Source organism: Acidobacteriota bacterium, assembly GCA_016700075.1.
Taxonomy (GTDB): Bacteria; Acidobacteriota; Blastocatellia; order Pyrinomonadales; family Pyrinomonadaceae; genus OLB17.
Genome location: CP065000.1, coordinates 3155788 through 3181529, shown reverse-complemented (window position 1 = coordinate 3181529; position 25742 = coordinate 3155788). Strand labels below are relative to the sequence as shown.

Annotated in this window: 23 protein-coding genes; 5 read left to right on the top strand and 18 right to left on the bottom strand. The window is 54.4% G+C overall.

The window, feature by feature from the left end; all coding sequences use genetic code 11:
- The first annotated feature begins 1 nt into the window (after position 1).
- From IPM50_14460 to IPM50_14450, 3 genes are all read left to right on the top strand, one after another.
- Positions 2–1846 carry a DNA primase gene (locus IPM50_14460; protein QQS32835.1) on the top strand — a complete coding sequence of 615 codons (1845 nt, stop codon included), beginning with the start codon at positions 2–4 and terminating at the stop codon, positions 1844–1846.
- Positions 1847–1967: 121 nt separating this feature from the next.
- Positions 1968–3695, top strand: coding sequence for an RNA polymerase sigma factor RpoD (gene rpoD, locus IPM50_14455; GenBank protein ID QQS32834.1), 1728 nt, complete (start codon positions 1968–1970; stop codon positions 3693–3695).
- A 20-nt stretch (positions 3696–3715) separates the two neighbouring features.
- Positions 3716–4906 carry a hypothetical protein gene (locus IPM50_14450; protein QQS32833.1) on the top strand — a complete coding sequence of 397 codons (1191 nt, stop codon included), beginning with the start codon at positions 3716–3718 and terminating at the stop codon, positions 4904–4906.
- Here the strand turns inward: IPM50_14450 and IPM50_14445 are convergent.
- On the bottom strand, positions 4887–6281 hold the full coding sequence (locus IPM50_14445) for an HD domain-containing protein (protein ID QQS32832.1): 1395 nt from the start codon (positions 6279–6281) through the stop codon (positions 4887–4889). The two genes, IPM50_14450 and IPM50_14445, sit on opposite strands and share 20 nt — an antisense overlap.
- A gap of 124 nt (positions 6282–6405) precedes the next feature.
- On the opposite strand from IPM50_14445, the gene IPM50_14440 reads away from it, so the two are divergent.
- Together IPM50_14440 and yfcC are read left to right on the top strand one after the other, a co-directional pair.
- Positions 6406–7326, top strand: coding sequence for a hypothetical protein (locus IPM50_14440; protein ID QQS32831.1), 921 nt, complete (start codon positions 6406–6408; stop codon positions 7324–7326).
- A gap of 76 nt (positions 7327–7402) precedes the next feature.
- Positions 7403–8887, top strand: coding sequence for a putative basic amino acid antiporter YfcC (gene yfcC / locus IPM50_14435; protein ID QQS32830.1), 1485 nt, complete (start codon positions 7403–7405; stop codon positions 8885–8887).
- Here the strand turns inward: yfcC and ftcD are convergent.
- The 17 genes from ftcD to secY form a co-directional block, all read right to left on the bottom strand.
- Positions 8884–10578: a glutamate formimidoyltransferase gene (gene ftcD / locus IPM50_14430; protein ID QQS32829.1), complete on the bottom strand. Its 1695-nt coding sequence runs from the start codon at positions 10576–10578 to the stop codon at positions 8884–8886. The genes yfcC and ftcD overlap by 4 nt on opposite strands.
- 3 nt (positions 10579–10581) lie before the next feature.
- Entirely contained in the window at positions 10582–11970 is a 1389-nt protein-coding gene (locus tag IPM50_14425) for a glycine--tRNA ligase (GenBank protein QQS32828.1), read from the bottom strand.
- A 90-nt stretch (positions 11971–12060) separates the two neighbouring features.
- Positions 12061–13014, bottom strand: coding sequence for a PEGA domain-containing protein (locus IPM50_14420; GenBank protein ID QQS32827.1), 954 nt, complete (start codon positions 13012–13014; stop codon positions 12061–12063).
- Positions 13015–13125: 111 nt separating this feature from the next.
- Entirely contained in the window at positions 13126–13980 is an 855-nt protein-coding gene (locus IPM50_14415; protein QQS32826.1) for a PEP-CTERM sorting domain-containing protein, read from the bottom strand.
- Between the two features lie 339 nt (positions 13981–14319).
- Positions 14320–16449 carry a polyribonucleotide nucleotidyltransferase gene (pnp, locus tag IPM50_14410; GenBank protein ID QQS32825.1) on the bottom strand — a complete coding sequence of 710 codons (2130 nt, stop codon included), beginning with the start codon at positions 16447–16449 and terminating at the stop codon, positions 14320–14322.
- Between the two features lie 262 nt (positions 16450–16711).
- Positions 16712–16981: a 30S ribosomal protein S15 gene (gene rpsO / locus IPM50_14405; GenBank protein ID QQS32824.1), complete on the bottom strand. Its 270-nt coding sequence runs from the start codon at positions 16979–16981 to the stop codon at positions 16712–16714.
- A 128-nt stretch (positions 16982–17109) separates the two neighbouring features.
- The gene (gene accC, locus IPM50_14400) at positions 17110–18462 is read right to left on the bottom strand and encodes an acetyl-CoA carboxylase biotin carboxylase subunit (protein ID QQS32823.1); all 1353 of its coding nucleotides are present in this window, start codon (positions 18460–18462) and stop codon (positions 17110–17112) included.
- A gap of 88 nt (positions 18463–18550) precedes the next feature.
- Positions 18551–19000 (bottom strand): acetyl-CoA carboxylase biotin carboxyl carrier protein, encoded by a 450-nt coding sequence (gene accB, locus IPM50_14395; protein ID QQS34541.1) that lies wholly within the window; start codon positions 18998–19000, stop codon positions 18551–18553.
- Positions 19001–19135: 135 nt separating this feature from the next.
- A complete protein-coding gene (gene rplQ / locus IPM50_14390; protein ID QQS32822.1) occupies positions 19136–19639 on the bottom strand; it encodes a 50S ribosomal protein L17 in 504 nt (167 codons plus the stop codon).
- 82 nt (positions 19640–19721) lie between these two features.
- Positions 19722–20738, bottom strand: a complete 1017-nt coding sequence (locus IPM50_14385; GenBank protein ID QQS32821.1) for a DNA-directed RNA polymerase subunit alpha — start codon at positions 20736–20738, stop codon at positions 19722–19724.
- Between the two features lie 82 nt (positions 20739–20820).
- Positions 20821–21453, bottom strand: a complete 633-nt coding sequence (gene rpsD, locus IPM50_14380; protein ID QQS32820.1) for a 30S ribosomal protein S4 — start codon at positions 21451–21453, stop codon at positions 20821–20823.
- A 98-nt stretch (positions 21454–21551) separates the two neighbouring features.
- Positions 21552–21953, bottom strand: coding sequence for a 30S ribosomal protein S11 (rpsK, locus tag IPM50_14375; protein ID QQS32819.1), 402 nt, complete (start codon positions 21951–21953; stop codon positions 21552–21554).
- 84 nt (positions 21954–22037) lie between these two features.
- Positions 22038–22421: a 30S ribosomal protein S13 gene (rpsM, locus tag IPM50_14370; GenBank protein ID QQS32818.1), complete on the bottom strand. Its 384-nt coding sequence runs from the start codon at positions 22419–22421 to the stop codon at positions 22038–22040.
- Positions 22422–22432: 11 nt separating this feature from the next.
- Positions 22433–22546, bottom strand: coding sequence for a 50S ribosomal protein L36 (rpmJ, locus tag IPM50_14365; protein ID QQS32817.1), 114 nt, complete (start codon positions 22544–22546; stop codon positions 22433–22435).
- Positions 22547–22670: 124 nt separating this feature from the next.
- Positions 22671–23462: a type I methionyl aminopeptidase gene (gene map, locus IPM50_14360; GenBank protein ID QQS32816.1), complete on the bottom strand. Its 792-nt coding sequence runs from the start codon at positions 23460–23462 to the stop codon at positions 22671–22673.
- 56 nt (positions 23463–23518) lie between these two features.
- Positions 23519–24166 carry an adenylate kinase gene (locus IPM50_14355; GenBank protein QQS32815.1) on the bottom strand — a complete coding sequence of 216 codons (648 nt, stop codon included), beginning with the start codon at positions 24164–24166 and terminating at the stop codon, positions 23519–23521.
- An 87-nt stretch (positions 24167–24253) separates the two neighbouring features.
- Positions 24254–25672, bottom strand: a complete 1419-nt coding sequence (gene secY / locus IPM50_14350) for a preprotein translocase subunit SecY (protein ID QQS32814.1) — start codon at positions 25670–25672, stop codon at positions 24254–24256.
- Between the last annotated feature and the right edge of the window lie 70 nt (positions 25673–25742).

Sequence of the window (25742 nt, the reverse complement as noted above, 5' to 3'; positions counted from 1 at the left end):
AATGCTCTACCCGCAGCACGTCATCGATGATCTGAAGAACCGTGCCGATCTGGTGCGGATCGTTCAGCAATACGTCCCGGATCTGAAAAAGAAAGGGGCGAACTGGATGGCCTGCTGTCCGTTTCATCAGGAAAAGACTCCGTCTTTCTCGGTCAATCCCGCAAAAGGTTTTTATAAGTGCTTTGGGTGCGATAAAGGCGGCACGGCATTCAATTTTCTGATGGAAATGGAGAACATCTCTTTTCCTGAGGCGATAAAGCGGGTCGCCGACATCAGCGGATACATGCTGCCCGAGCCGATCGATGACGAGACCTACAAACGCAACAAAAAGAAACGCGATGAGAAGAAGATGCTTGCCGAACAGGTCATCGAACTCAATCAGGTCGCACTGGAATTCTGGGAAAAGGAACTGCACGGCAAAAGCGCCAAAGCGAAGGCTGCCCGCGAATATCTCGAAAAGCGGGGCATTCCCGAAGACATTCAGAAGCAGTTTCGCATAGGCTTCTCGCCCGACTCGTGGGATGCTCTGTTGTCGGTTTTGCGTGATTTCGGTGCTGACGAAAAGCTTATCGCACAGAGCGGTCTTGTTTCCGTAAATGAAGAGAAAGAGAGGACTTACGACCGTTTCCGTGGACGTATAATGTTCCCTGTTCTTGATATCGAAGGCCGCCCTGTGGCATTCGGAGCCAGAGGATTGACGCCCGAGGATCAGCCGAAATACCTTAATTCACCCGAAACTCCCGCATATACAAAAGGCGACCACCTTTACGGGCTTTTCCAGGCAAAGGACGCTATCCGAAAGAAGCGTTTCGTCATTCTCGTGGAAGGCTATCTCGACCTGATCGCTCTGTTTCAGCACGGCGTAACAAATGTCGCCGCGAGCCTCGGCACGGCTTTTACCGATTCGCAGGCGAAGTTGCTCCACCGATTCACAGAACGCGTAGTTATCAATTACGACGGCGACGACGCCGGCATCAAGGCCGCTCGCAGAGCGGTCGAACATCTGCTGCCGCAAAATTTCGACATCAAGGTCCTTGTCCTGCCCGACGGCAAAGACCCCGATGATTACGTCCGCGAACACGGCCCCGAACGTTATTCAGAGCTTCGCGGCAAGGCTTTGCCGTTCCTGCGTTTTTGCCTCGATGCCGTGTCAAAGGGCCGCGACCTCAACGACGCAAAACAAAAGGCTGAAGCTGTTGAAGAGATTTTGCCCGTCATCACGCCTATTCGAAATACCGTCCGCCGAAGCGCGACCTTTGATCAGGCGATGGATCATTTTGGCATCGAAGATACCGGCGTGCGGCGTGAATTGTGGACGACCATTCACCGCGGGAACCAGGCAATGACGCCTGCAGCAAAGGATCATGTCGTCCGCACTTCAGGACTGAAAGAGACCATTGTCGAACGCGATCTGCTGCGGTTTCTCGCAACCGATAGTAACGCCCGCGAGGTCATATTGCCTCAGCTTGAGCCGAGCGATTTCGAGAGGCTCGCGAATTCGCATATTTTTGAGGCCTTTATATCTCAGCATGAATCAGGGAGCGATCTTACCTGTGATTCAATATTGAGCATCGCGGAGTGGAACGAACGGGACGTTGAACGGATAAAAAGCATATTTGCCGCGGCCGCGAACGGCGACGATCCCGGCTCAGTGCTTCGCCGGGCTGAGGAATGCCTCCGCGGACTTCGTGATATGGCGATAAACAACCGAATTTGGGAGATAACGCGGCAAACTGCAATTGCGGAGCAGACCGGCGATACGGCACTTGTCGCCACGCTGATCGAAGAAAAATTCGAACTGGAGAAATTGCGGCGTTCGCTTCACCACCACACTGCATCTTTGTGATATAATTCTCGGTTTGATTTCGGCGCGACCGACATGAAACCATTTTGCCGCGAATGACGTTATATCTCATTCGCCGCCAGCGGTTTATGCGGCGTGAACTTATCAAAAAAGCCTATCGGATATGCCTGATTACGACGAAAGACAAGATCTAATTGACCGGGTGATCACACTCGGCAGAAGGAAAAAGGGGCTCAGTCTCGATGAACTTCATCGCGAGCTGCCCGCGAATATGCTTTCCGCGGACGAACTTGAGGATGTTCTCGAGCGTCTGGAAAGTGAAAATATCAGTGTCGTCGAAACCGACGCCCAACTGTTAGAAAGAGCAGCAGAATTGACCATCGGAGGGGACGAAGAAGAGGAGGCCGAGGAAGAGGATCTGGATCTCGACCTTTCGGCCGGCGTCCTCGACAAATCGAACGATCCCGTTCGCCTTTATCTTCGGGAAATGGGCGTTGTTCCCCTTCTGAATCGCGAAGGCGAGGTGTCGATCGCAAAACGTATCGAACGCGGCCAGGTAAAAACTCACAAAGCGATCGGCCGTTCGCCCATCGCAATTGAAAGGCTGCTTGAATTTCCTGACGACCTTGCTCAAGGAAAAATGAGCATCCGCGAGACGGTCGTGTTCGCCGAACAGGCGGAAATTTCCCTCGAAGAAGACAAAGCAGAAGAATACCTTCGCTGGACCATCGAGGGAATTGAGAATATCCGCCAGGATTTTGCTGCATTGAACAAGGCGTGGAACGCATTGATCGCCGAACAAGCCAAGCTCGGTGCAAAAAAGGGCGGCAAACGCCTGCTGACACTTCGCCGCAAGGTCGGCCGGCTTCGCGTCAACATTCAGAACGAGATCAAGGGCCTGAACCTTACTGATAATTCGCGTCAAAAACTCATTCTCGCCATCAAGAAAATCAATGACGAGATCGTCGCAGCGGAAAAAGCGATCGCCAGAGCAAAGACCAAACTGGATAAGAAGCCGGCAGCGAACGTAAAAAAGGAACTGAACGCCAAGGTTCGCGAGAACAAGGCCATCCTGGCCGGCATAGAAGAGAAGTACCGGCTGCCGGCATACGACATCAAGCGGTCATATCAGACCATCGTGACCAGTGTTTCTGAGACAAATATCGCCAAACGCGAGCTTGTCGAGGCCAACTTGCGTCTCGTCGTTTCGATTGCCAAGAAATACACGAACCGCGGCCTGCAGTTCCTCGACCTGATTCAAGAGGGCAACATCGGCCTGATGAAAGCCGTCGATAAATTCGAATGGCGCCGCGGCTACAAATTCTCGACCTACGCCACGTGGTGGATCCGCCAGGCTATCACGCGTGCCATCGCCGATCAGGCGCGTACGATCCGCATTCCGGTGCACATGATCGAGACCATCAACAAGCTCATCCGCACGTCGCGTCTGCTGGTGCAGGAGCTCGGCCGCGAGCCGTCCAGCGAAGAGATCGCAAAACGCATGGAGATACCGGTCTCGAAGGTGCGAAAAGTTCTCAAGATCGCCCAAGAGCCGATTTCGCTCGAAACGCCCATAGGTGAAGAGGAAGATTCGCATCTCGGTGATTTTATTGAGGATCGCTCTATCCTGAATCCAGCCGAATCCGTCACGTTCACCAATCTGCGAGAGATCACCGACGAGGTGCTCGCAACGCTGACGCCCCGCGAGGAAAAGGTCATCAAAATGCGCTTCGGCCTGGGAAACACCGGCTCAGAACACACGCTTGAAGAAGTGGGACAGCATTTCGCAGTCACCCGCGAACGTATTCGCCAGATCGAGGCGAAAGCTCTTCGCAAACTTCGTCACCCTTCGCGTTCGCGTCGGCTAAAGGCGTTTCTCGAAGGCAAATGATCTTCGGCTTGTGATGAAATATGGACCGTAATTCAGGCGGCAGTTCGCTTCTACTTATCGCGGCTGCCGCCTGTTTGCTTCTCACATCCCTCGACACTGTCACAAAATACGGCGGGCTTGCCGGAACGTTCATCTACCTGACTGGCGGCGGAGCGGCGGTTTTTCTTGCGTACCGATTTGCCCTGCGAGCGTTCTTGCCGAGGCTGAATGACCGCCAAAGCATCGTCGTTTTTCTTTTGATTATAGTAACGGTATCTGTTGCGGCGGCTTACGGTTACCAGTTGGCTAATTCAGGCCGTTTCGGTCCCGGCAGCGACATCGACGATGCGATGATCATCGGTGCAAATGAGATACTCGCGGGCCGATTTCCCTACTATCAGCGGACATACCTTGGGGGAATGCTCTCGCCCTTTCCCGGCACGATGTTTCTTGCGATCCCGTGGGTCATCGCGGGCATTATCGAATTTCAAAATATCTTTTGGCTGACCGCATTGTTCCTGGCCGCGGGCCTGGCTCTCAGAAGCTACGTGCCGGCATTGGGCATCGTTTTGACCCTGCTTGTATTTAGCCCAACCGTCTATCAGGTCATACTTACCGGCTCTGATCATCTCGCAAACACGATATATGTACTGATCGCGATGTGGATGGTTATCACTTCCGTTAAGAACGGGACAACGCGGAGGGCAGCAGCATGGGCAGTGTTTCTTGGAATCGCGATGGCGTCGCGGTCCAATTTTCTTTTCCTTTATCCGCTGATCTTTTCTGCCATCGCTCAGATCAGCGGCGTCAAGAGGGCATTGATATTGTGCGGTATCTCGGCAGTCGTTTTTGCGGCTCTCGTCGTTCCGTTCTGGCTTTACGACCCGGCAGCATTCACGCCGTTCATCATTCAGGCAGAAAAGGTAAAGATGACAGAGAGTGTCCTGCCTTTCGCAGGCGTAATAATTCCGCTCGTAGTGGCGGCGATATCACTTGCACTCGCTTTCAGAAAATTCAGCGCGGATCACTTTGAACTTTTCGCTTTTTCCGCGGTAGTCCAGGCAGTTGCACTTCTTATTCCGTCGTTACTTTTTGCGGTTAGCATCGGCGAGCCGTCATTTTTCTTGGGAACTGCAGGCTATGGAATGTTCACGCTTGTCTTTGGCGTTGTTGCGATGTGGATAGCGATCTGGCGAGGAATGCACGTCGGCCTTACCCCACAAGAGCCTTAGCCTCGGCAACCGCACCTTCCAGATCCACGATCTTTCCGTCGAGCTGCATCTCGTAAACCGCATCCAGGATACGTTTGAAATCCGGCCCCGGCGACAACCCAAGTTCTATCAAATGCCGTCCCATCAATATCGGCTCGGGAGCTTTCTTTTCAACCTCAAGTGAACGCGCCCTGTCGATGAACCATTCCTGAGCCTCGGAACCGAATATCATTTTGCTGCGGTCGCCGTCAGGATACCGGCCGAGGCTGTCGGCCTTCGCCACACGATAAAGCAGGTCCGGCTCGACCTTGCGTGCAAGGCGGCGGAATGCTCCGTCGCCGACCGGATTTCCGCGGTTTTCGGCGTTGAAATATTCGCCCGGTTTAAGGTGGTAACGCACGAGCTGAATGACCTGCTCGCGGACGTCGAAACCGCCAAGCGTAAAGATGCCGAGCTTGTCCAAAAATGAGATCGTCGGCTCGACGCCGGCTTCGTCGTGGCCGCGTGACCGAATTCTGCCGTCAACGAACTCCGTCGTCGGCGGTTTTCCGAGATCGTGGCAAACTGCACCAAGCATCACCGTTACCTGCCTCGGATGGTCCAGATCATCGATCAGGCAGCGAGCCTCGTCAACGACCATCAGCGTGTGCACATCGACATCTCCTTCCGGATGCCAGTCGGGTTCCTGCGGCACTCCGACCAGAGCGTGCAGTTCGGGAAAAAGCTGCCGCATCACGCCCCAGTCATAAAGCAGTTTCAAACCGATCGAAGGTTCTTTGGCAAGCAGCAGCAGCTTTTCAAGCTCGCCCCATATTCTCTCTCGCGGCAGGTCGGTCACATCGATGGTCTTGCAAAGTTGGGCCGTTTCCGTATCAACCTCGAAGCGAAACCTCGCGGCGAACTGTGCCGCACGCAGCACGCGCAAACTGTCCTCGGCGAACGTATCACGCGAGACCATACGCAAAACGCGCCGATCGATGTCGCCCTGGCCGTCAAATGGATCGACTATCTCACCCGTCAGCGGGTCTTTAAGAATAGCGTTTATCGTAAAATCTCGGCGGGAACATGCCTCTTCGAAGGTCATGTCGGGATCGCCTTCAACTGTGAAGCCGCGATGCCCGCGTGCGGTCTTTCGCTCACGACGCGGCAGCGATACGTCCAGATCGGTGCCGACCTTGTAAACCGCGAACACCTCGCCGACCGCGTTCACTTCGCCGAATTCCGCAACGATCGTTCGCAGTAGTTCCGGCTCGATCCCATAAACCTCAAGGTCCCAGTCCTTCGCCGGCAGGCCCATCAGCTCGTCCCGCACGCATCCGCCCACAAGCATCGCACGCCCACCGACATCACGAACCGCTCCTGATAATGCTAAGACCTTTTCGGGGATATCGCTCATTTTCGTTCGTCTCAATTCTGAATTGTTTGGCGCGAAGAATCAATTTGCGTTTGCTGCGGTCAAATTTAACATCACAGATCTCGAGTTCGGTGGTATCCTAAGAAAAATCTTCGGAGGCATACAGATGTTGGGTTACAGGGCATTGTTTCTGACGCTTTTTGTTTTAGCTAGCGCCGTTGCTGCACAGGCTCAGATCTTTCCGACGCCGACGCCGACGCCACGGCCCGGTTCGCGTCAAGCGAACCTGCCGCCAACGGTGGCAGACAACGAGCACTATGACCGCCTTCGAAAGATCGAGATGATGGGCCAGCCCAACAGTTTGAAAGACCACCCGCTGCTCGATCCAAACAAAGGTATTTATCGAAAACCGAGCAAGGAAGAGACCGCCATTCTCACTGTCTCTGAAGTCCATCTCAATAAATATGCCGCATTTCTTCGAGGCCAGAATACCGGCATCGTCAAGCTTAACGGCGAATCATCGTGCGTCACTGACGCCGACGTCATCGTTGCGAGTGAGCAATGCGTCAATTTCAAGATGCCCGGTTCGGGAACAGCGTTCTCATTCCGCACGGAGACCTATCGCCTGCCTCGTTTGGCGGATATCATCGTCGTTGAAGGCATTTTCATGACCGGCGGCGTCTTTCAACAGGTGATCATGACGGAACTCGGCGATGTTGAGTTGGACACCGTAACGCTTTCCTCGCCGACCGCGAAGCACTTGGTTGAAATGAAGACCGTCCGCGACAGCGATGATTTCATGCGTTTTAACGAAGAGCTGATCAAGGGCTATGACGCGAACGGTTTTCGGTATGCTAAGGGCTGGCCCGTGAAGAAGAACGCGGTTTATCTATTGCGTTCTATCGCCTATCGCGGCCAATTCCTGCGGACGATAGAGGGCGTGCAGTATGACGAACTCGGATTCGACAAACGCCGCGATATGATCGTCGCGTTCCGAGTGGTCGATGTCGACGATGCCGGACACGTTACCATCGTTTGGAAACGTCTAAAAGACAACGAGGCACCAAAACTGAAGATCGCGAAATAACATATCGAACACTGTGGTCTTGACACCGCGCGGCCCGGCGCTTACTATCGCCTAAAATCTTAGACACCTCATTTTTATGGCTGAAACCGCTGAAGAAAATACCGTTGTATCCAGATTCAAGTCGCCTGATACGGCTCTCATCGTCTTTGCCATCATTGTCTTTGCGGCTGTTATGACATGGATCATTCCGGCCGGTGCGTATGAACGCTCCGAAATGGACGTCCAGGGCGTAGGGAAACGCGAGGTCGTAATTCCCGGCACCTATCAGGTTGTAGAACTCGAACACAAAGGTTTCATCCCATCGCTGTTACATTCAGCCGGAATGATCCTGAAAGCACCGATCCTCGGCATTACGGACAAGGATGTGGTCCAGGTCATAGCATTCGTATTTCTGGTCGGAGGTGCGTTTTCGATCTTGCAGCAGACCGGCGCGGTCGATGCGGGGCTTCGACGGCTTGTACAGGCTTCGCGGCGGTCAAAGTCATTGAGTTTTCTGATGGTGCCACTTTTCATGGCTATATTCTCACTGGGCGGTGCGGTTTTCGGCATGTCAGAAGAGATAGTTCCGTTCGTCCTCATCTTCGTCCCGCTTGCTCTCGCCCTCGGCTACGATTCGATCACAGGTGCAGCAATTCCAATAATTGGATCGATGGCAGGCTTCGCGGCGGCGTTCTTCAATCCGTTCACCGTCGGCGTCGCTCAGGGCATTGCCGGAGTACCGCTGTTTTCAGGAGCCGGATTTCGCGTCGTTCTTTGGGCGGTCATCACGGCGATCGCGATCGCATTCGTCATGTGGTACGGCCATCGCGTTTTAAAAGACCCTGAACGCAGCCGCATGTTCGAGGCGGATCAGCGAAGACGCAGCGAGGGACTCCATCTGGACAATGACGACACTACTTTCACCGGCCGGCAAAAGACCGTCCTGGCGATCTTTTTCGTTGGGCTGGCACTTCTGGTTTGGGGCGTTTTGCCGCCGGAGCAAGGCGGACAAGGCTGGTATATCGTCGAGATCTCGGCTCTGTTCATCGGTGTCGGACTGTTGATGGGCATTGTAGGCGGTTTGGGTGCGAACGGCACGGCAACGGCATTTTCCGAAGGCGTCCGCCAACTCGCAGTGACCGGTGTTATCATCGGCCTCGCACGCGGCATTCTTGTCGTCCTTCAGGACGGACAGGTGATCGATACTGTTCTCTACGCGATGGCCACCGTGCTCGAAGGCACAACATCCGCGACCGCCGCGATGGTGATGTTCGCCGGACAGACCTTCATCAATTTCTTTGTGCCTTCGGGCAGCGGACAGGCCGCGTTGACCATGCCGCTGATGGCACCCTTATCAGATCTGGTCGGCGTAACACGGCAGACCGCCGTTCTCGCATTTCAGATGGGCGACGGATTTACGAATATGATCATCCCGACGAGTCCAGTTCTGATGGGCAGCCTGGCGCTTGCGAACATCCCGTGGACAAACTGGGCACGCTGGGTGCTGCCGCTGCAGCTGCTTCTATTCGTCGTTGGTCTCATTGTGCTGTCGGTGGCGGTCTCTATCGGCTTTGGAAGCTAGATCTTCGCATTGACGATCGCGAGAATTTCGGCCTCTCGTTCAATTGACTGACGTTCGATCTCGGCACCGCGTGCGAGCAGATCTTCGGCAAACTCGCGGTCCTTCAGTTCCGCGGCGTTTATCTTCACGTTCAGATAAGCTCCCATCACCGCCGACCTAGCACACAACGCACCGACTCCTGCGTCGGAGGCAGAGTTCGGATTTCCCTGCTCCGCCATCGCTTTTATAACTTCAAACGAATCGAAGGAACGCTGCATCGTTCGGAACGGCACTTCGGTCGCGTATTTTGTAGCATCTTGGATAGCGGCGGTACGTGCGGCCTTTTCTTCGTCCGTTCCTTTTGGCAAACCGAATGCATCCATCACGCGATTAAAGGAATTCGTGTCCTCGTCAACGAGGAACAGCAGATCGTCTTTGATTTCCTGAGCCTTGACCGCCCAGTCAGAGAATTCTTCCCAACGCTCATCCCAACCTGCTTTGTGCGATGACAAATTTGCGACCATTGCCGCCAACGCCGCACCGAGTGCACCCAAATATGCCGATATCGAGCCGCCGCCCGGAGCCGGCGATTCTGACGCGGTCTCGTCCGCGAAACCGCGGCACGTCATATCGACGAGACTGGCCTTCTTCTCGTCCGCAGTGAGCACGTATTCGATGATCTTCTCTTGTGGATTCCATGGTTTCAGGCCCGAAAGGCCGAGCGAGCGGATCGCGATCTTCACCTTTTCAGCTTCCGTAACGCCAAGCGAGCGGCTCTGTTTGCGCAGATAATGCTCACCCGCATCGATGATCGCCGACTTTGGCACGAGCCCGACGATCTCCATGCCGGTCACGCGGACTCCGCGTGCAGCAGCTTTGTCGCAGACCTCGTCAAACGCGACGTGCAGCGGCGTCTGTGACAGATTCGTGATATTCATCGAAACCTGCGCGATGCCGTATTCTTCTATGAACCAGCCGATGGCCTTAGTGCCTTTCAGCGTTCCCGGCAGCATCACAGGCTCGCCGTTCTGGTCCAATATCGGCTTGCCCGTGATCGGATGGCCTTCGCGTTTGGGCCTTCCCTTTTCACGCACGTCGAACGCAATCGCATTCGCCCGCCGTGTCGATGTGGTATTCAGATTGAAATTTACCGCGATCAGAAATTCACGGGCACCCACCGCCGTCGCACCAGAGCGGGCGACGCTTTCGGTGAACTCCTTCGGACCAAAGTCGGGCTTCCATTCCGCCGAAGAAATGCGGTCTTTCAGAGCCTCGTATTCGCCGTCGCGGCAGTTCGCAAGGTTTCGCCGGACATCGCTCGTCGCGGCATTTTCGTAAAGATAGATCGGAATGCTGAGCTCGTTGCCGATGCGTTCACCGAGCCGCCGGGCGTACTCCGCTGTCTCTTCCATCGAAATGCCAGATACCGGCACCAGCGGACAAACGTCCGTCGCACCAAAACGCGGATGATCGCCCTTGTGCCGCCGCATGTCGATCAGTTCCTGAGCCTTTTTCACGGCCTGAAACGCCGCCTCGACAACCGCATCAGGCTCGCCGACAAACGTCACCACCGTCCGGTTCGTCGTCGCTCCGGGATCGACGTCGAGCAGCTTAACGCCCTCGACCCGCTCGATCACTTCCGTGATCTGCTTTATCACGGCCATGTCCCGCCCTTCGCTAAAATTCGGCACGCATTCAATTAGTCTTTTCATTTACTACTTCAAACGTTGCGATAAGTATTCAGTCAGATTGCTAGTTGAAACCCGTTCCTGGTCCCACGTGTCGCGGTCGCGGACGGTGACGGCGTTGTCCTCGAGCGATTCGTGATCGACGGTGACGCAGAACGGCGTGCCGATCTCGTCCTGGCGGGCGTAGAGCTTGCCGATGCCGCCGGTGTCGTCGTAAACGGCACGCATTGAGGGCTGCAGGTCCTTCTTTATCTTCCGCGCCATCTCGACGATCTCGGGCTTGTTTTTCGCGAGCGGCAGCACCGCGACCTTGATCGGAGCCATTTCCGGTTTGAGCTTTAGAATGACGCGTGTCTCGCCTTTGTCGTTCGTCCGCTCGGTGTAGGCGTCCATCATCACGGCAAGCAGCGTGCGGTTCACGCCGGTAGAAGGCTCGATGATGTACGGATAAAACCGCTCGTTCGTCTGCGGATCGAAATAGGAAAGGTCTTCGGTCGAATCAGGATTCAGCCGATTCCCTTCTGAGTCCTCCGGCTTCTTCGAATGCACGCGAAGGTCATAATCCGTGCGGTTCGCGATGCCCATCAGCTCGTCCCATTGCTTCGCCTCATCCTCGCGTTCGGGGAAAAAGCGGTAGAGAATATCGACCGTCCGCTCGCTGTAATGTGCAAGCTCCTCTTTTGTCTGCTCGTAATGTTTCAGGTTCGAGTTTGAAATGCCTAGCGACGCGAGCCAAGCGTCAAAACCGTCGATCCACTCCTGATGTACACGCGGTGCGTCCTCGGGACGGCAGAAATACTCTATCTCCATCTGTTCGAACTCACGCGTGCGGAAGATAAAATTGCCTGGCGTCACTTCGTTGCGAAATGCCTTGCCGATCTGTGCAATACCGAAAGGCAGCTTTCGGCGCGACGTGTCGAGCACATTCTTGAAATTGATAAAAATGCCCTGCGCTGTCTCTGGCCGCAGATACGCCAGCGCGGTCGGGTCGTCATCAGCCGATGCTGCACCGACTGTCGTGCGGAACATCAGGTTAAACGCTCGCGATTCGGTCAAATTTGTCGAGCCGCAGTTAGAGCAGACCGGCTTCCCCTCGTCGTTTCTGTCGAGCTTGTCCTCGCGGAGCCGTGTTTTGCAGTCGCGGCAATCGACCAGCGGATCCGAGAACGTGGTCTCATGCCCTGAATATTTCCATACCAGCCGATTTAGAATGATCGACGAATCAAGCCCCTCGATATCATCACGTTCATAGACGGCCCAATTCCACCAGCTTTTCTTGATATTGTTCGCCAGCTCTACTCCGAGCGGCCCGTAATCCCAGGACGAGCCCAGCCCGCCGTAAATATCCGATGCAGGGTAGACAAAACCTCGGCGTTTCGAGAGAGAGACGATCGTTTCTATATTAGGTGCGGCCATAATTATGAACTTAAGATGTTACAACGAATGCTGAAATAAGAAAAAGGACGGCCGAAGCCGTCCCTTAAGAATGATCACAAGTTCCATCTGTTAGCGAACTACGGGGAGCGATGCACCCGGCGGAACGATCCACACTTCGTAGCTGGATTTCGTCCTTGGGCTGCCGCGGACGATCTGGATCCGCCGCGGGTCGAAACGCCGCGTTTTTACCATGTAATCCAGTGCCCTTTGCGAAAGCCTTTCGTAGGTATTTCGCGTCGTGCTGGCACGGTCCGTACCCGGATAGATGATGACATAAAGCTGAGCATCAGGGATGTTCTGGGCCTGGATGACGCAGTTGTCAAAACGCGCCTTGTCCTCATCTGCCGCACGGGCCTCAAATTCGTCGCAGCGGAATGGTTTCGGCGGCTCAGGATCAGGGAGGCGTGAAACGAACGTCGGCACCGAGATGACCTGGCGGCAGCGGTTGTCGTAAACATCGTCGTTCACATCGAGCGAGGCATTGATGGTTTGTCCGCCCAACCCGCGAGAATCGATAGTGATCGTCGGCGTACCGAGTCCGCTTGTCACGCGTGCAGTTCCGGGCGAGACCGTCCACGCGTATCTCAGCGGGATCTGTGCCGTTCCGGAGTTGATCGCAGCAAAGGTGACGAGGTCGCCTTCGCTGATGCGGTCGGGCCCTTCAAGATAGAACCGGTACGGACACGCTTTCGTGATGGTCTCTTCGACGATCTTTATGCAGATACAGTGCTTAGATTGTCTGCGGATCTCGACCTCTTTCGTAAAGGTCTTGCCGTTTGGCCCTTCGATCTCAAGCGTGTGGAATCCCGGCGTCAGCAGAAATTCCGCCGGTGTCGTCACACCACTCATTCCTTTGTAAACTCCATCAATCTTGACAGGATACGCCGCCGGCGTCGTCTGCACCGTCAGCATGCCGAGATCTTTAGGGATCTTCCTGTCCTTTCCATTGCCGTATGCGGCAAAAGATCCGGCCACCAAGGCTACCACCAAAACTGCGATCGTTCTGTTTAAAAATGTACGCATCGTACTTCCCTCAAATTGTTCCGGCGTTACGCCGGTATTATGGCACTCTCTTAAAAACCGGGCAAATTCCCGACCGGGACACACTAAGTGCCCCGGCCGGATCAGATCACACTATTCTTCCGTATCGTCTTCAGCGATATCTTTCTTTCTGCCGAACCTGCGGCGTGCCGCAAACCCGATAGAGGCCAAGCCGGTACCGAAGAGCAAAATGGTTACCGGTTCAGGGATCGGCTCCGGCGGTGTCGGTGACGGCGTTACCGGCGGCGGCGTCGGCGTCGGTGATTTGGGCGGCGTCGGAGTCGGCGTCACCTGCGGAGTCGGCGTTGGCGTTATGCCCGGCGTTGGTGTTGGCGTCACCTTAGGAGTCGGGGTCGGCGTCGGCGTTATACCCGGCGTCGGCGTCGGCGTCACCTGCGGCGTTGGCGTTGGCGTCGGCGTCATGCCGGGCGTCGGTGTAGGCGTCGGCGTCATGCCGGGCGTCGGTGTAGGCGTCGGGGTGATTCCGGGCGTCGGCGTCGGCGTCACCTGTGGTGTAGGCGTCGGCGTGGTCGGCGGGGTCTGTGTCGGCGTCGGAGTATCTTTTTTCCGCGTAATCAGAATTGCCGCGATAGGGATCGCCGCCAACCCGAGCAAGGTCCACTTCGGAAAACCGCGTTTGATGACCTCTGCTTCCTCGCAGTCGCAAACGTTGTCTTCGACTATCTCGGTCCGCGTTTCCGTGATGACGCGGTCGTCCTGCTGCTTTGCCTTTTTCTTGTCGTCATCGTCGTCGATAACGGCGACCATTGAGCCGTCCGCTATACGCAGCCGTGTGAAGTTCACACTGTCCGCTTTGCCCGGACGAGCGTTGACGATCTGTATCACCTGGTCGAACCTGACCGGTCCGGCCTCGATACGCGAAAAGCCCGCGAGGACCGACATTACGCAGACCGCAGACAATAACACCCTGAAATTCATATTCTTCATTGTTCGTACCCCGAATGAACGGTTTGTTACGGCGAAAGCTCACGCGTTTCGCAGTCAATTGGCACTCAACTGTCGAATCGAATTTTTGGGGCTATGACAGGGAAATTAACAAATTTCCGGGCAAAATGCACTTGGGAAACTACTGTTTCCCGCGAAAATCACCCCAAAAACGTGATTTTTCTAAAATCTTCGCAAAGAAATGTCCAATATCAGACGTTCTCCAGAAAAATTCTGCTTTTTTTTCAAAAACCGTTCATGCCCGTCCATGCCTATGCAATTAAAAAAACCGGCTACCACTAGATAGTGGTAACCGGTAACATTTTCCGAATTTCGTGGGGGCTATTCCTGCTCTTCGTCGCCCCCGTTCTTGGCCTTTTCTTCAGCAATTATCGCCTTGCGGGAAAGTTTGACCTTATTGCCTTCCTTGCCGATACATTTCACGAGGATCTGCTGACCTTCCTTGAGTTCATCGCGGACGTCCTTTACGCGGCGATCGGATATCTCAGAAATATGCAGCAGGCCGTCGAGGCCCGGAATGATCTCGACGAATGCTCCGAAATCAACAATTCGCGAAACGGTGCCGAGATATGTCTCCCCAACCTCCGCCTCAGCCGTGATCGCCTTGATGCGGGCGATAGCTTCTTCAGCAGCGGCTCCATCGTTCGTCGCGATCATCACGGTTCCGTCGTCCTCGATATCGATCTTGGCTCCGGTCTCTTCGGTCAATGCTCGAATTACCGAACCGCCTTTGCCGATAACGTCGCGGATCTTCTCCGGATTGATCTTGAGTGTAATGATACGGGGAGCATATTGTGAAATATCTTCTCGCGGTTCCGCTATCGCTTCCTTCATTTTATCGAGGATATGCAGCCGGCCTTTCTTCGCCTGCTCTAATGCTTCCTGGAGTATCGTCGCGTTGATGCCGCTGATCTTGATGTCCATTTGCAGGGCAGTGATGCCGTCGGCAGTTCCGGTCACCTTGAAATCCATATCGCCGTAATGGTCTTCGGCACCGGCGATGTCCGAGAGAATAGCGTAGCGGTTGCCCTCCATCACCAGCCCCATCGCAACACCCGCAACCGGTTTCTTAATAGGAACTCCTGCATCCATCAGGCTAAGGATACCGCCGCAAACCGTCGCCATTGACGACGATCCGTTCGATTCCGTAATGTCGGAAACGATCCGAAGCGTGTAAGGAAAATCCGCCTCGTCCGGCAAAACCGGTTCGATGGCACGGCGTGCCAGATTTCCGTGGCCGATCTCGCGTCGCGAGGTCGAGCCGAAACGCCCCGTTTCGCCGACCGAATACGGCGGAAAATTGTAATGCAGCATGAACTTGCGGTCGATCGTGCCTTTTTCCAGATCATCCATGAACTGCCCGTCAACCTTTGTGCCGAGAGTCGCGGTGACCATCGCCTGCGTCTCGCCGCGTGTGAACAATGCCGAGCCGTGCACTCGCGGCAGCCAGCCGACCTCGCAAGAGATAGGACGGATCTCTGAGAATCTTCGTCCGTCTGGACGGCGCTTGTTCATCAGCATGTCGTCGCGGAAGATCTTTTCCTTCAAATGGCCAAAGGCTTTGCCGGCCATAGCACGTTTTTCAGGAGCGTCCTCGGGATAGCTATCAACTACCTCTTTCTTGAGAGCATCGATGCCGGCATAGACCTCGATCTTTTCGCGACCCGTCGAATCGAGTGCCGCTCGCAGTTTGTCTGTGAAATTCTTCTCGACCTCTGCGAGTATTGTCTCGTCGATGGCGGCAGGCTCGAACTCACGTTTCTTGATATCGAGAGCCTTGAACAACTCTTTCTGCCACAGGCACAGGCGCTTGATCTCGCGGTGTGCAAGCATCAGGGCCTCGACCATGATGTTCTCTTCGACCTCTTTCGCCTCGCACTCGACCATGCAAATGGCCTCTTCCGTTCCTGCGACAACAAGATTGAGCATCGATTCACGCCTCTCGTCGTAAGTCGGATTGATCAGGTATTTCCCGTCGATCAGACCGATGCGGACACCCGCGATAGGGTCGTTGAACGGAATATCCGAGAGATACAGAGCACATGACGCACCCGTCAGGGCGATCACGTCCGGGTCGTTGTCCATGTCCGCTGAAATTACCGATGCCACGATCTGCGTTTCAAAACGATAGCCGTCAGCAAACAGCGGACGAACCGGCCTGTCGATCAGTCGGCACGTAAGCACTTCCTTTTCGCTCGGGCGGCCTTCACGGCGGAAATAATTGCCCGGAATGCGGCCCGCAGAAAATGTGTTTTCACGGTATTCGACCGTGAGCGGAAAGAAATCAAGCCCTTCCCTGGCTGTTTTTGAACTGACTGCGGCTACGAGCAGCATCGTGTCTCCGTAGCGAATTACGACCGAACCGTCGGCCTGTTTTGCGACCTTGCCGGTTTCAACCGTAAGGTCCTTGCTGCCAAATTTAATTGACTCTTTCAAGTATTTTTTTCCCATTGCTTTCTATTAACAAAAAGGGACGAAAGGAGCTGACCGTGAAGCCCTCTTTCGTCCCTGTACGTCCTAAGTTGACGATGATCCTCATTCGCACGGCGGCTTTTCTTGCTGTCACGTTCAGCAGCCTGCCGTGAAATTCTTCGCGAAGATCCTATTTTCCTAACGGCCCGAAGCGGCCGGTCAAAATGTAAAATGTGGAAAAGCGTAAGGGTGAAAATGAAGTGACTTTTTTACCTTTGCACCTTCTCACGCTTTCACTTTACTACCTTCTCAGTCCGAGTTTCTTGATGATCTCGTGATACTCGTTAATATTCTCACGTTTGAGATAATCCAAAAGCTTCCTTCTGCGCGAGACCAATTTCAATAGTCCTCGCCTCGAGTTGTTATCTTTCTTGTGTATCTTGAAATGCTCGGTAAGGTCCACGATACGACGCGTGAGCAGAGCGATCTGCACCTGCGACGAACCGGTGTCCGAATCATGCGTACGGAAATCCGTAACGATCTCCTGCTTTACTTCAGTTGCTGTTGACATATGTTAACGCTATTAAAATCAGCCTCTCCTATTGCTCGCAGTAACTCCGTGTACAAACACGGTAACCGCGAAAAATTGTTCGAAATTTAATTCACGAACAAACGATAATTATCAATTAAACGAAGCATTTAATCAACCTCGTATTCGAACTCTTCCATGAATTTGGTCGAGAAATCGCCGCGTTTGAAACGCTCGTCTTCCATTATCTTGATGTGCAGCGGAATGGTCGTTTTGATGCCCTCGATGACCATCATCTCCAACGCCCGCTTCATCCTCGCGATCGCAAATTCACGCGTGCGTGCATGGACGATCAATTTTGCGATCATTGAATCGTAATACGGCGGCACGATGTAGCCCGGATAGACCGCCGTGTCCACGCGAACGCCGGGGCCGCCCGGGATGTTGAACGCCGTAATGCGGCCCGGGCTCGGAGTGAATTTCTTCGGATCTTCAGCGTTGATGCGGCATTCGATCGAATGCCCTGTGATCACAACCTCTTCTTGCGTATAGCCCGTATTCTCGCCTGTGGCGATCATTATCTGATTGCGGACGATGTCGGCAAGCGTGACCATTTCCGTGACGGGATGCTCGACCTGGATGCGGGTGTTCATTTCCATGAAATAGAAACTTCCGTCCTCGTCCAGCAGGAACTCGAACGTTCCCGCACTTGAGTAACCTATCTCTTTACAAGCCTTTACCGCGACGGCACCCATCTGCTCGCGGAGTTCGGCCGATATCGCCGGAGACGGAGCTTCCTCAAGCAGCTTCTGATGACGACGCTGGATGGTGCATTCGCGTTCGCCGAGGTGAACGCAGTTGCCGTGCTCATCGGCCAAAACCTGTATCTCAATGTGCCGCGGCCGTTCGATGTATCGCTCGATATAGACAGCACCGTTCTTGAACGCTGCAAGAGCCTCGGCCTGTGCGGTTTCCAGGTTGGTTTCGAGCTCTTTTTCGCTGCGGACGATCCGCATTCCGCGGCCGCCGCCGCCGGCAGCAGCCTTGATGATCACGGGAAAGCCGATCTTCCGAACAAGTTCCTTTGCTTCTTCAGGCGACTCAATAGGGTCGGGACTGCCCGGCAAAATAGGAACACCGGCCGCCGTCATCGTTCGCCGAGCCTCGACCTTGTCGCCCATCATGGCGATTACTTCGGGACGCGGGCCGATGAACTTGATATTGCAGTCGCCGCATATCTCGGCAAACGTCGCGGATTCCGCCAAGAAGCCGTAACCGGGATGAATAGCGTCAACGTTCGTTATCTCGGCGGCACTGATGATGGCAGGAATATTCAGATAGCTTTCAGCCGACGGTGCTCCGCCTATGCAAATTGCCTCGTCCGCAAATCTGACATGAAGAGCTTCGCGGTCAGCCTCGGAATGGACGGCGACGGTCTTTATGCCCATCTCCTTACACGTCCACATAATCCGGCAGGCGATCTCGCCGCGGTTCGCTATCAGAATTTTGCGAATTTCCCTCATAAAAACCTAGCCACGAATTACACACATTTCACGAATAAGAGAAGTTCCGGTAATTCGTGCTATTCGTGTTATTCGTGGCTGAAATATCTTATTTTTTAACTGCGAAGAGCGGCTGGCCGTATTCGACAGGCTGGCCGTTCTCGACGTATATCTTAACGATCTCGCCCGAAACCTCCGCCTCGATCTCGTTCATTAGCTTCATCGCCTCGACAATGCACACGGTCGTTGTCGGGCCGACTTGAGAACCTTCTTTTACAAATGGATCTTTGTCCGGACCGGGAGCACGATAGAACGTGCCGACAATGGGCGAAACTATCTTGTGCAGCCCTTCGTCCTCATCCGCTGCGGGTGCGGCCTCAGCTGCAGGGGCCGCCGGAGCAGGTGCTGCTGCAGGCGGTGGAGCCGGAGCCGCGTGATGCACTACGGCAGGAGCGTGGGTCATTCGGCTCAGGCGAACGCGGATATTCTCATTCTCAAACTCAAAATCCGTGAATCCGCGGTCAATTACGAGGTCAGCAAGCTCGCGCAGTTCGTCCATGTTGAACGAAGCGTCAGCACTGTGCTTCCCCTTTTTGCCGTTGTCGTGTTTCTTTTCGACCGTGGTTTCGTCTTCCATCGCTTTTGCAGAAGCTGTGATGTCGCTCATAGTGACAAGCCTCCGGGAGGTTTTCGACTATCCGTTCGCTGCGGCCTCTCGCGGGTTATCGACCAGTTCGATCACCGCCATTTCGGCATTGTCGCCGCTGCGGCGGCCGAGACGGATGATGCGGGTGTAACCGCCGTTACGGTCTTTATAGCGCAAGCCGAGGTCATTGAAAAGCCTCTGAACCGCCTTAACACCGGCAGTTCGCTCGATCGTATCTTTGGCCTCGCCCTTTTTACCTCGAAATCGGCTCTGTTCCGCCTTAAAGCTGCGGTTACCGGCGTGGAAGAATTTCGACGCCTGACGACGCAGGTGAACGGCCTTTGCAGCGTCCGCATCGCCGTCCAACTGTGCAGCGTGGCGTGCCAGCGTAATAACTTTCTCTACGAAAGGACGCAGTTCTTTGGCCTTTGCTACGGTCGTAACGATGTATTCATTTTCCGCATTGATAAGCGATGTCGCCATATTGCGAAGCATCGAAATGCGGTGCTCGGTCGTCCTGCCGAGTTTGCGATGTGCTTTCCTGTGTCTCATAACAGTCTAGGAAGTCTCGGAAGTCCGGAAAGTCAAAAAAGTCTTTCAAGACTTTCCGGACTCCCCTGATTCCCCTGACTAATTAATCCAGATCTCTTCCGCCCGTTCCCGGGATCGGGTTTCCGTTCTCGTCAAAGTCCATCCCGAAATCAAGCCCCATGCCGTGAAGCATATCCTTGATCTCGGTCAGCGATTTCTTGCCGAAATTCTTTGTTCCGAGCATTTCCTTTTCGCTGCGTCGGATCAGGTCGCGGATCGAACGGATGTCCGCGTTCTTCAGGCAATTATACGAACGGACAGAAAGCTCGAGTTCGTCAACCGATTTGTCGAGCAGGTCGTTCCGCATCAGAGGCGGACGAGCGATGTCCTCGTACTTGTATTCTTCTTCCTCTTCCTCGAAATTGATGAAGATCGACATATGATCCTTGACCAGTTTCGCGGCAAGGCCGATAGAATCTTCAGGTTTGACAGAACCGTCGGTCCAAACTTCGAGAGTGAGCTTGTCAAGTTCCGTGTTCGAGCCCGAACGCGTTTTATCGACGGTGTAGTTGACCTTTTTGATCGGCGAATGCACCGAATCAAGCGGAATGTATCCGACCGAAAGATCCTCATCAAGGTTGTTCTCCGCCGACACGTAGCCGCGGCCTTTCTTGAGCCTCATCTCGACCACGAGCGACCCGCCCTGGCCGAGCGTTGCGATGTGGACGTCGCCGTCAAGCACCTCAACGTCGCCGTCGGTTTCTATGTCGCCGCTGAGCACCGCTCCGGCTCCTTTCTTATTGATGTATAGGGTCTTCGGTCCCTGGCCGTGCAATTTGAACGGCACCTGCTTGAGGTTGAGTATAACGTCGGTCGCATCCTCGACGACGCCCTTGATCGATGAAAATTCGTGCTCGACGCCCTCGATCTTTACAGCCGTGATCGCGGCGCCTTCGATCGACGAGAGCAGAGCTCTGCGAATCGAATTGCCGACCGTCGTGCCAAAGCCGCGCTCGAAAGGCGAAGCATAGAATTTGCCGTACGTGGGCGTCAGCGTTTCGCTGTCCACGTTGAGCCGGCTCGGCATTTGAAATCCTGACCAATTGCTATTTTGTGACATATGTTCTTTGTCCGTGAGCTGCCTGTTGATGGTGCGGCGAAACCGGCAACTCCGAAACTTCGCCGCCCTGCAACTTGATCAATTACTTACTGTAAAGCTCAACGATCAACTGCTCGTTGATGTTGCTGTCGATGTCCTCACGCCGCGGCAGGCCCGAAACGGTAACGGCCATCTCTTTGCCTTCGGCAGAAAGCCACTGCGGGCGTCCGCGTCCTGTCGATGTCGCCCATGCTCCGTCAACGTGAACGTTCTTGACCGTACGGCCCTTCACCGCAACCACGTCGCCCTGCTTGACCTGAAACGAAGGAATATCCACCTTGCGGCCGTTGACCGTGATGTGCCCGTGATTCACAAGCTGGCGAGCCTGACGACGCGAGGTAGAAAAGCCCGAACGGTACACTACGTTATCCAAGCGGCGTTCAAGCATGAAAAGCAGATTCTCGCCCGTAACGCCTTTCTGGCGTCGGGCTTTTTCGAAGTAATTCCTGAACTGCTTTTCGAGGATGAAATAGATGCGTTTTACTTTCTGCTTCTCACGAAGCTGTTCGCCGTAGCCGGCAAGCATCTTTCTTCGGGCAGCACCGTGCTGTCCCGGCGGGTTAGTGCCGCGTTTTTCGATCGCACACGACGAACGGTAGCAGCGGTCACCTTTTAAAAACAACTTTGCGCCTTCTCTCCGGCATAGCCGGCAGACGGCATCTCTATATCTAGCCATAATTTATTTCTGCCTTCAACAGAAAGCATGGGCTTTCTGAGAAAAAGTTTACGGGAAACCTTATGTTCCCCTTCGTCCTTTAGATCAAACTAAAAACATCAAACACGCCTGCGTTTCGGCGGCCTGCAGCCATTGTGCGGGATCGGCGTGGTGTCGCGTATCGATGTGACGCGAATGCCCGCCTGATTGATCGCCCGGATCGCTGACTCGCGTCCGCCGCCCGGCCCTTTCACCCGAACTTCGACCTCACGCATGCCGGCGTCCTGTGCCTTTCTGGCAACATCGGCCGCTGCCTGCTGTGCGGCGAACGGCGTTCCTTTACGCGAACCGCGGAAACCGCGTGCACCCGAAGAGCACTGAGCCACGAGGTTGCCCTGCGTGTCGGTGATCGAGATGAGCGTATTATTAAAGGAAGCCGAAATATGAACGATACCTTGAGGTATGTTCTTTTTCTCTTTCTTCTTGAAGGTCTTTTTCCCTTTTGCTGCAGCTTTTGCCATATCAGTAATCTGTTGTCAGTCGTCAGTTGTCAGTTACCGGCAGCATATTGTTTTTGCTGAAAACCGACAACAGACAACCGGCCGCTATTTCTTGCCCGGTGCCTTCTTCTTAGCGACCGCAGCTTTCCTCGGTCCCTTGCGTGTACGCGCGTTCGTATGCGTCCTCTGACCGCGTACCGGCAGGCTCCTGCGGTGACGCAGCCCTCTGTGACACGAAATGTCCATTAGGCGCTTGATGTCCATCTGGATACGCTTGCGAAGGTCACCCTCGATCTCGCCCTGTTGGTCGAGCAGCGTACGGATCTTGTTCAGATCGTCTTCGCTGATATCTCGGATCTTCGTGTGAATATCAACACCGACCTCGTTCAATATCGCGGTCGCGCGTGATTTGCCAACACCATAGATGTAGGTCATCCCGATCTGTGCCCTCTTGTTGGGCGGTAGGTCAACACCTGCTACACGTGCCATAACTCGTAATTTTAACCTTGTCTTTGTTTATGCTTAGGGTTCTCGCAAATGACGCGCACTACGCCCCTGCGGTGTATCACCTTGCACTTATCGCACATCTTTTTTACTGAAGGACGTACTTTCATTTCATTTCACCAGCCTATAAATTGCCTCAATTTGAGGCGTCCAAGCACTGCCAACTCACTGAATAGTTGGGCAAACTTCAAATATTACCGTTTGGACAGCAACTTTTCAAGTGCAGAAACGCAGTTATGCCCCCACCGATGCACCCGAACGAAGCTGCTGTTTCTGTTCCCGCGTCAACGTCAATATTTCCGGCCCGTCCTCAGTCACCGCAATCGTATGTTCTGCGTGGGCCGAAGGCAGTCCATCAACCGTAACGACGGTCCATTTATCGCTAAGCGTACGGGTCTCATGAGTACCCATGTTCAGCATCGGCTCGATAGCAAAACAATAACCCGCACGGATCTTCTCTTTTGTGCCGGGCCGGCCGTAGTTTGGTATTTGCGGAGCCTCGTGCATCTGTCTGCCGATGCCGTGGCCCGTATAGTCGCGAACGATCCCGTAGCCGAATTTTTCCGCGTGCTGCTGCACTGCCCAACCGATGTCGCCGATCCGATTGCCGACACGGGCGGCCTGAATACCGAAATGCAGGCATTCTTCCGTGACACGGATCAGTTGCTTCAATTCGTCCGTTATCTTTCCCACGGGAATGGTCGTCGCTGTATCGCCGATAAAACCGTTGTAGGTCGCGGCCATATCTATCGACAAAATATCGCCCTCTTTCAGCGGCGTTGTCTTCGAAAAACCGTGCACTATCTCATCATTAACTGACGCGCATATAGCGTATGGGAAGCCGTGGTATCCGATGAAGGTCGGTATCGCACCGGCGTCACGCATCATTTTTTCGGCGGCGTTGTTCAGCTCCATCGTCGAGATGCCCGGTTCGACCATTGAACGCAAAGCTTCGCGTACTCCCGCGATGAGCTCGCCGACCTCTCGCATTTTGTCCAAGTCTTTTGCAGATTTCGCGATGATCATATTCTTGCGAAAAAACGAACTTACCACAGAGAACACTGAGTTCACAGAGTATTCCTTTACGATAAAACGCCTAGAAGCTCAGTGTAGATATCTTCGATCTCGCCCGTTCCGTCGATCTTTTTCAGCCGGCCCGAATTTGCATAATAGTCGAGCAGCGGCTTCGTCTGCTCGTCATAGGTCGCAAGCCTGACAGCGACCTTTTCTTCAGTATCGTCCGCCCGATGCAAGAGCGGCGTTTGCGGATGTTCATCGCATACGCCTTCAGCCTTTGGCGGCTTCGAATAAATATTATAGATCTCACCGCACTCCGGGCAGCTTCGCCGGCCCGCCAGGCGTTTCATCAACTCGTCACTCGGTACGTCAACTTCGATGGCGACGATCTCTTTGTCTTGCTCTTTTGCGAGTTCTTCGAGCTGTTCCGCCTGCACCGCTGTCCGCGGATAACCGTCGAGGACGTAACTGCCTTGCGTATCATCTTTCGAAGTGCGTTCGCGAACGATGCGATAGGTGATGTCATCCGAGATAAGCTTTCCTGACGCCATTATCTCCTGCACTTCTCTTGCCAGCGGCGTATCAAGCGTCTTCATCTCGCGAAACATATCTCCCGTCGAGATCTGCGGAATGCCGCGGCGTTCTTCGAGCAACCTCGCCTGCGTTCCTTTGCCCGCTCCCGGAGCACCGATCAATACAATGATCTTTTCCATAAAGAACTTAACCACAGAGAACACAGAGTTCACAGAGAATGAAGAAACCCACTCTGTGTGCTCTGTGTTCTCTGTGGTAAAAACGAACTAACTCCGCCGTCCGCGAAGCCGCGAACCCGATCCCAAAAATCCTTCGTAATTACGCATTACCAGTTGGGCCTCTATCTGTGAAACGAGGTCCATCGCCACACCGACCAGAATGAGCAGGCTCGTACCGCCAAAGAAGAACTGGTAACCGAGCCCGGTCGGTATCCAGCTCAAACCCGGCGTCGCGGTAAGGAAGTTATCCAATCCCGTTCCGATGAAAGGCAGCCGTGCGACCCTGAAACCGCTAAGCAAAAGCTGCGGGGCGAATGCAACGAACGCAAGATACAGAGCACCGACCGCGGTCAGCCGCGTCAATATCGTGCTGAGGTATTCCGCCGTCGGAGCACCCGGCCTTATACCGGCGATGAATCCGCCGTGCTTCCTCAGATTGTCAGCCACATCATCGGTATTGAAGATGATGGTGATGTAAAAGAACGTGAACAGCACGATAAGCGAGATAAAGACGAATTCGTAATACGGATCGCCGCCGTGAAACTGCTGGAAGAAAGCATAGACCTTCGCCCAGGTCGTCGTCGTGTCGTTTGGATCCGGCGGAAACGCCGAGAACAGCGTCTGCGGCATCGCCAATACTGACGAAGCAAAGATGACGGGTATGACACCGCCCATATTGATCTTCAGCGGGAGGGTCGTTTCCTGTCCCCGGAAGGTCTGATTGCCGACGCGGCGGCTCGCATAGCTGATCGCGATATGCCGCCTGGCAGATTCCACATAAACGATGAGAGCGATCAAAGCGACCATCACCGCAACGAGGAAGATAACGCCGAGCGTCTGCATCGGATCACCCGCACGAACGCGTTCAGTCACCTGCATCACGCCGCTCGGCAAGCCGATGACGATACCCGAAAAGATAAGCAGCGAGATCCCGTTTCCGACGCCGCGTTCAGTGATCTGCTCACCGAGCCACATCACGAATACTGTTCCTGTGGTAAGCGTGATGACGATCATCGCCGTAGCCCACCATGTTTCGGGAATGATCGCGTTACGGCTCAGCCAGGTCGCTACGAAGAACGTCTGCACCGCGCAAAGAATGACGGTGAAATACCGTGTGTACTGATTTAGTTTCTGCCTGCCGACCTCGCCCTCTTCCTGGATCTTCTTGACCGCGGGCGAGAGGACGGGCATCAGCTGCATGATGATCGACGCCGTTATGTAAGGCGTCACGCCGAGTGCGAATACCGAAATAGTGCGGAAATTTCCGCCCGAGAACAGGTCGAGAACCCCGAGCAGCGTGCCGGCGACCTCGCCCCACACACGCTCCAACTGGGCACTATTGATGCCGGGCGCCGTTATGTGGGCCCCGAAGCGATAGACGGCGAGCAGACCGAGTGTGAAGAGTATTCTCTTCCGCAACTCGGGCACCCGGAACATATTCTGGACCGCGCTTACAAACTTCTCCATAAAATTCAGTGGTCAGTTCTAAGTGTTCGGTGGCAGGCACTTTGTCGGCGATTCTTAGGCGTTGAGCCCG

Coding starts and splice junctions, on each gene's coding strand:
- IPM50_14460 (QQS32835.1), top strand. CDS start 2: ATGCTCTACCCGCAGCACGTCATCGATGATCTGAAGAACCGTGCCGAT.
- rpoD (QQS32834.1), top strand. CDS start 1,968: ATGCCTGATTACGACGAAAGACAAGATCTAATTGACCGGGTGATCACA.
- IPM50_14450 (QQS32833.1), top strand. CDS start 3,716: ATGGACCGTAATTCAGGCGGCAGTTCGCTTCTACTTATCGCGGCTGCC.
- IPM50_14445 (QQS32832.1), bottom strand. CDS start 6,281: ATGAGCGATATCCCCGAAAAGGTCTTAGCATTATCAGGAGCGGTTCGT.
- IPM50_14440 (QQS32831.1), top strand. CDS start 6,406: ATGTTGGGTTACAGGGCATTGTTTCTGACGCTTTTTGTTTTAGCTAGC.
- yfcC (QQS32830.1), top strand. CDS start 7,403: ATGGCTGAAACCGCTGAAGAAAATACCGTTGTATCCAGATTCAAGTCG.
- ftcD (QQS32829.1), bottom strand. CDS start 10,578: ATGAAAAGACTAATTGAATGCGTGCCGAATTTTAGCGAAGGGCGGGAC.
- IPM50_14425 (QQS32828.1), bottom strand. CDS start 11,970: ATGGCCGCACCTAATATAGAAACGATCGTCTCTCTCTCGAAACGCCGA.
- IPM50_14420 (QQS32827.1), bottom strand. CDS start 13,014: ATGCGTACATTTTTAAACAGAACGATCGCAGTTTTGGTGGTAGCCTTG.
- IPM50_14415 (QQS32826.1), bottom strand. CDS start 13,980: ATGAAGAATATGAATTTCAGGGTGTTATTGTCTGCGGTCTGCGTAATG.
- pnp (QQS32825.1), bottom strand. CDS start 16,449: ATGGGAAAAAAATACTTGAAAGAGTCAATTAAATTTGGCAGCAAGGAC.
- rpsO (QQS32824.1), bottom strand. CDS start 16,981: ATGTCAACAGCAACTGAAGTAAAGCAGGAGATCGTTACGGATTTCCGT.
- accC (QQS32823.1), bottom strand. CDS start 18,462: ATGAGGGAAATTCGCAAAATTCTGATAGCGAACCGCGGCGAGATCGCC.
- accB (QQS34541.1), bottom strand. CDS start 19,000: ATGGACGAACTGCGCGAGCTTGCTGACCTCGTAATTGACCGCGGATTC.
- rplQ (QQS32822.1), bottom strand. CDS start 19,639: ATGAGACACAGGAAAGCACATCGCAAACTCGGCAGGACGACCGAGCAC.
- IPM50_14385 (QQS32821.1), bottom strand. CDS start 20,738: ATGTCACAAAATAGCAATTGGTCAGGATTTCAAATGCCGAGCCGGCTC.
- rpsD (QQS32820.1), bottom strand. CDS start 21,453: ATGGCTAGATATAGAGATGCCGTCTGCCGGCTATGCCGGAGAGAAGGC.
- rpsK (QQS32819.1), bottom strand. CDS start 21,953: ATGGCAAAAGCTGCAGCAAAAGGGAAAAAGACCTTCAAGAAGAAAGAG.
- rpsM (QQS32818.1), bottom strand. CDS start 22,421: ATGGCACGTGTAGCAGGTGTTGACCTACCGCCCAACAAGAGGGCACAG.
- rpmJ (QQS32817.1), bottom strand. CDS start 22,546: ATGAAAGTACGTCCTTCAGTAAAAAAGATGTGCGATAAGTGCAAGGTG.
- map (QQS32816.1), bottom strand. CDS start 23,462: ATGATCATCGCGAAATCTGCAAAAGACTTGGACAAAATGCGAGAGGTC.
- IPM50_14355 (QQS32815.1), bottom strand. CDS start 24,166: ATGGAAAAGATCATTGTATTGATCGGTGCTCCGGGAGCGGGCAAAGGA.
- secY (QQS32814.1), bottom strand. CDS start 25,672: ATGGAGAAGTTTGTAAGCGCGGTCCAGAATATGTTCCGGGTGCCCGAG.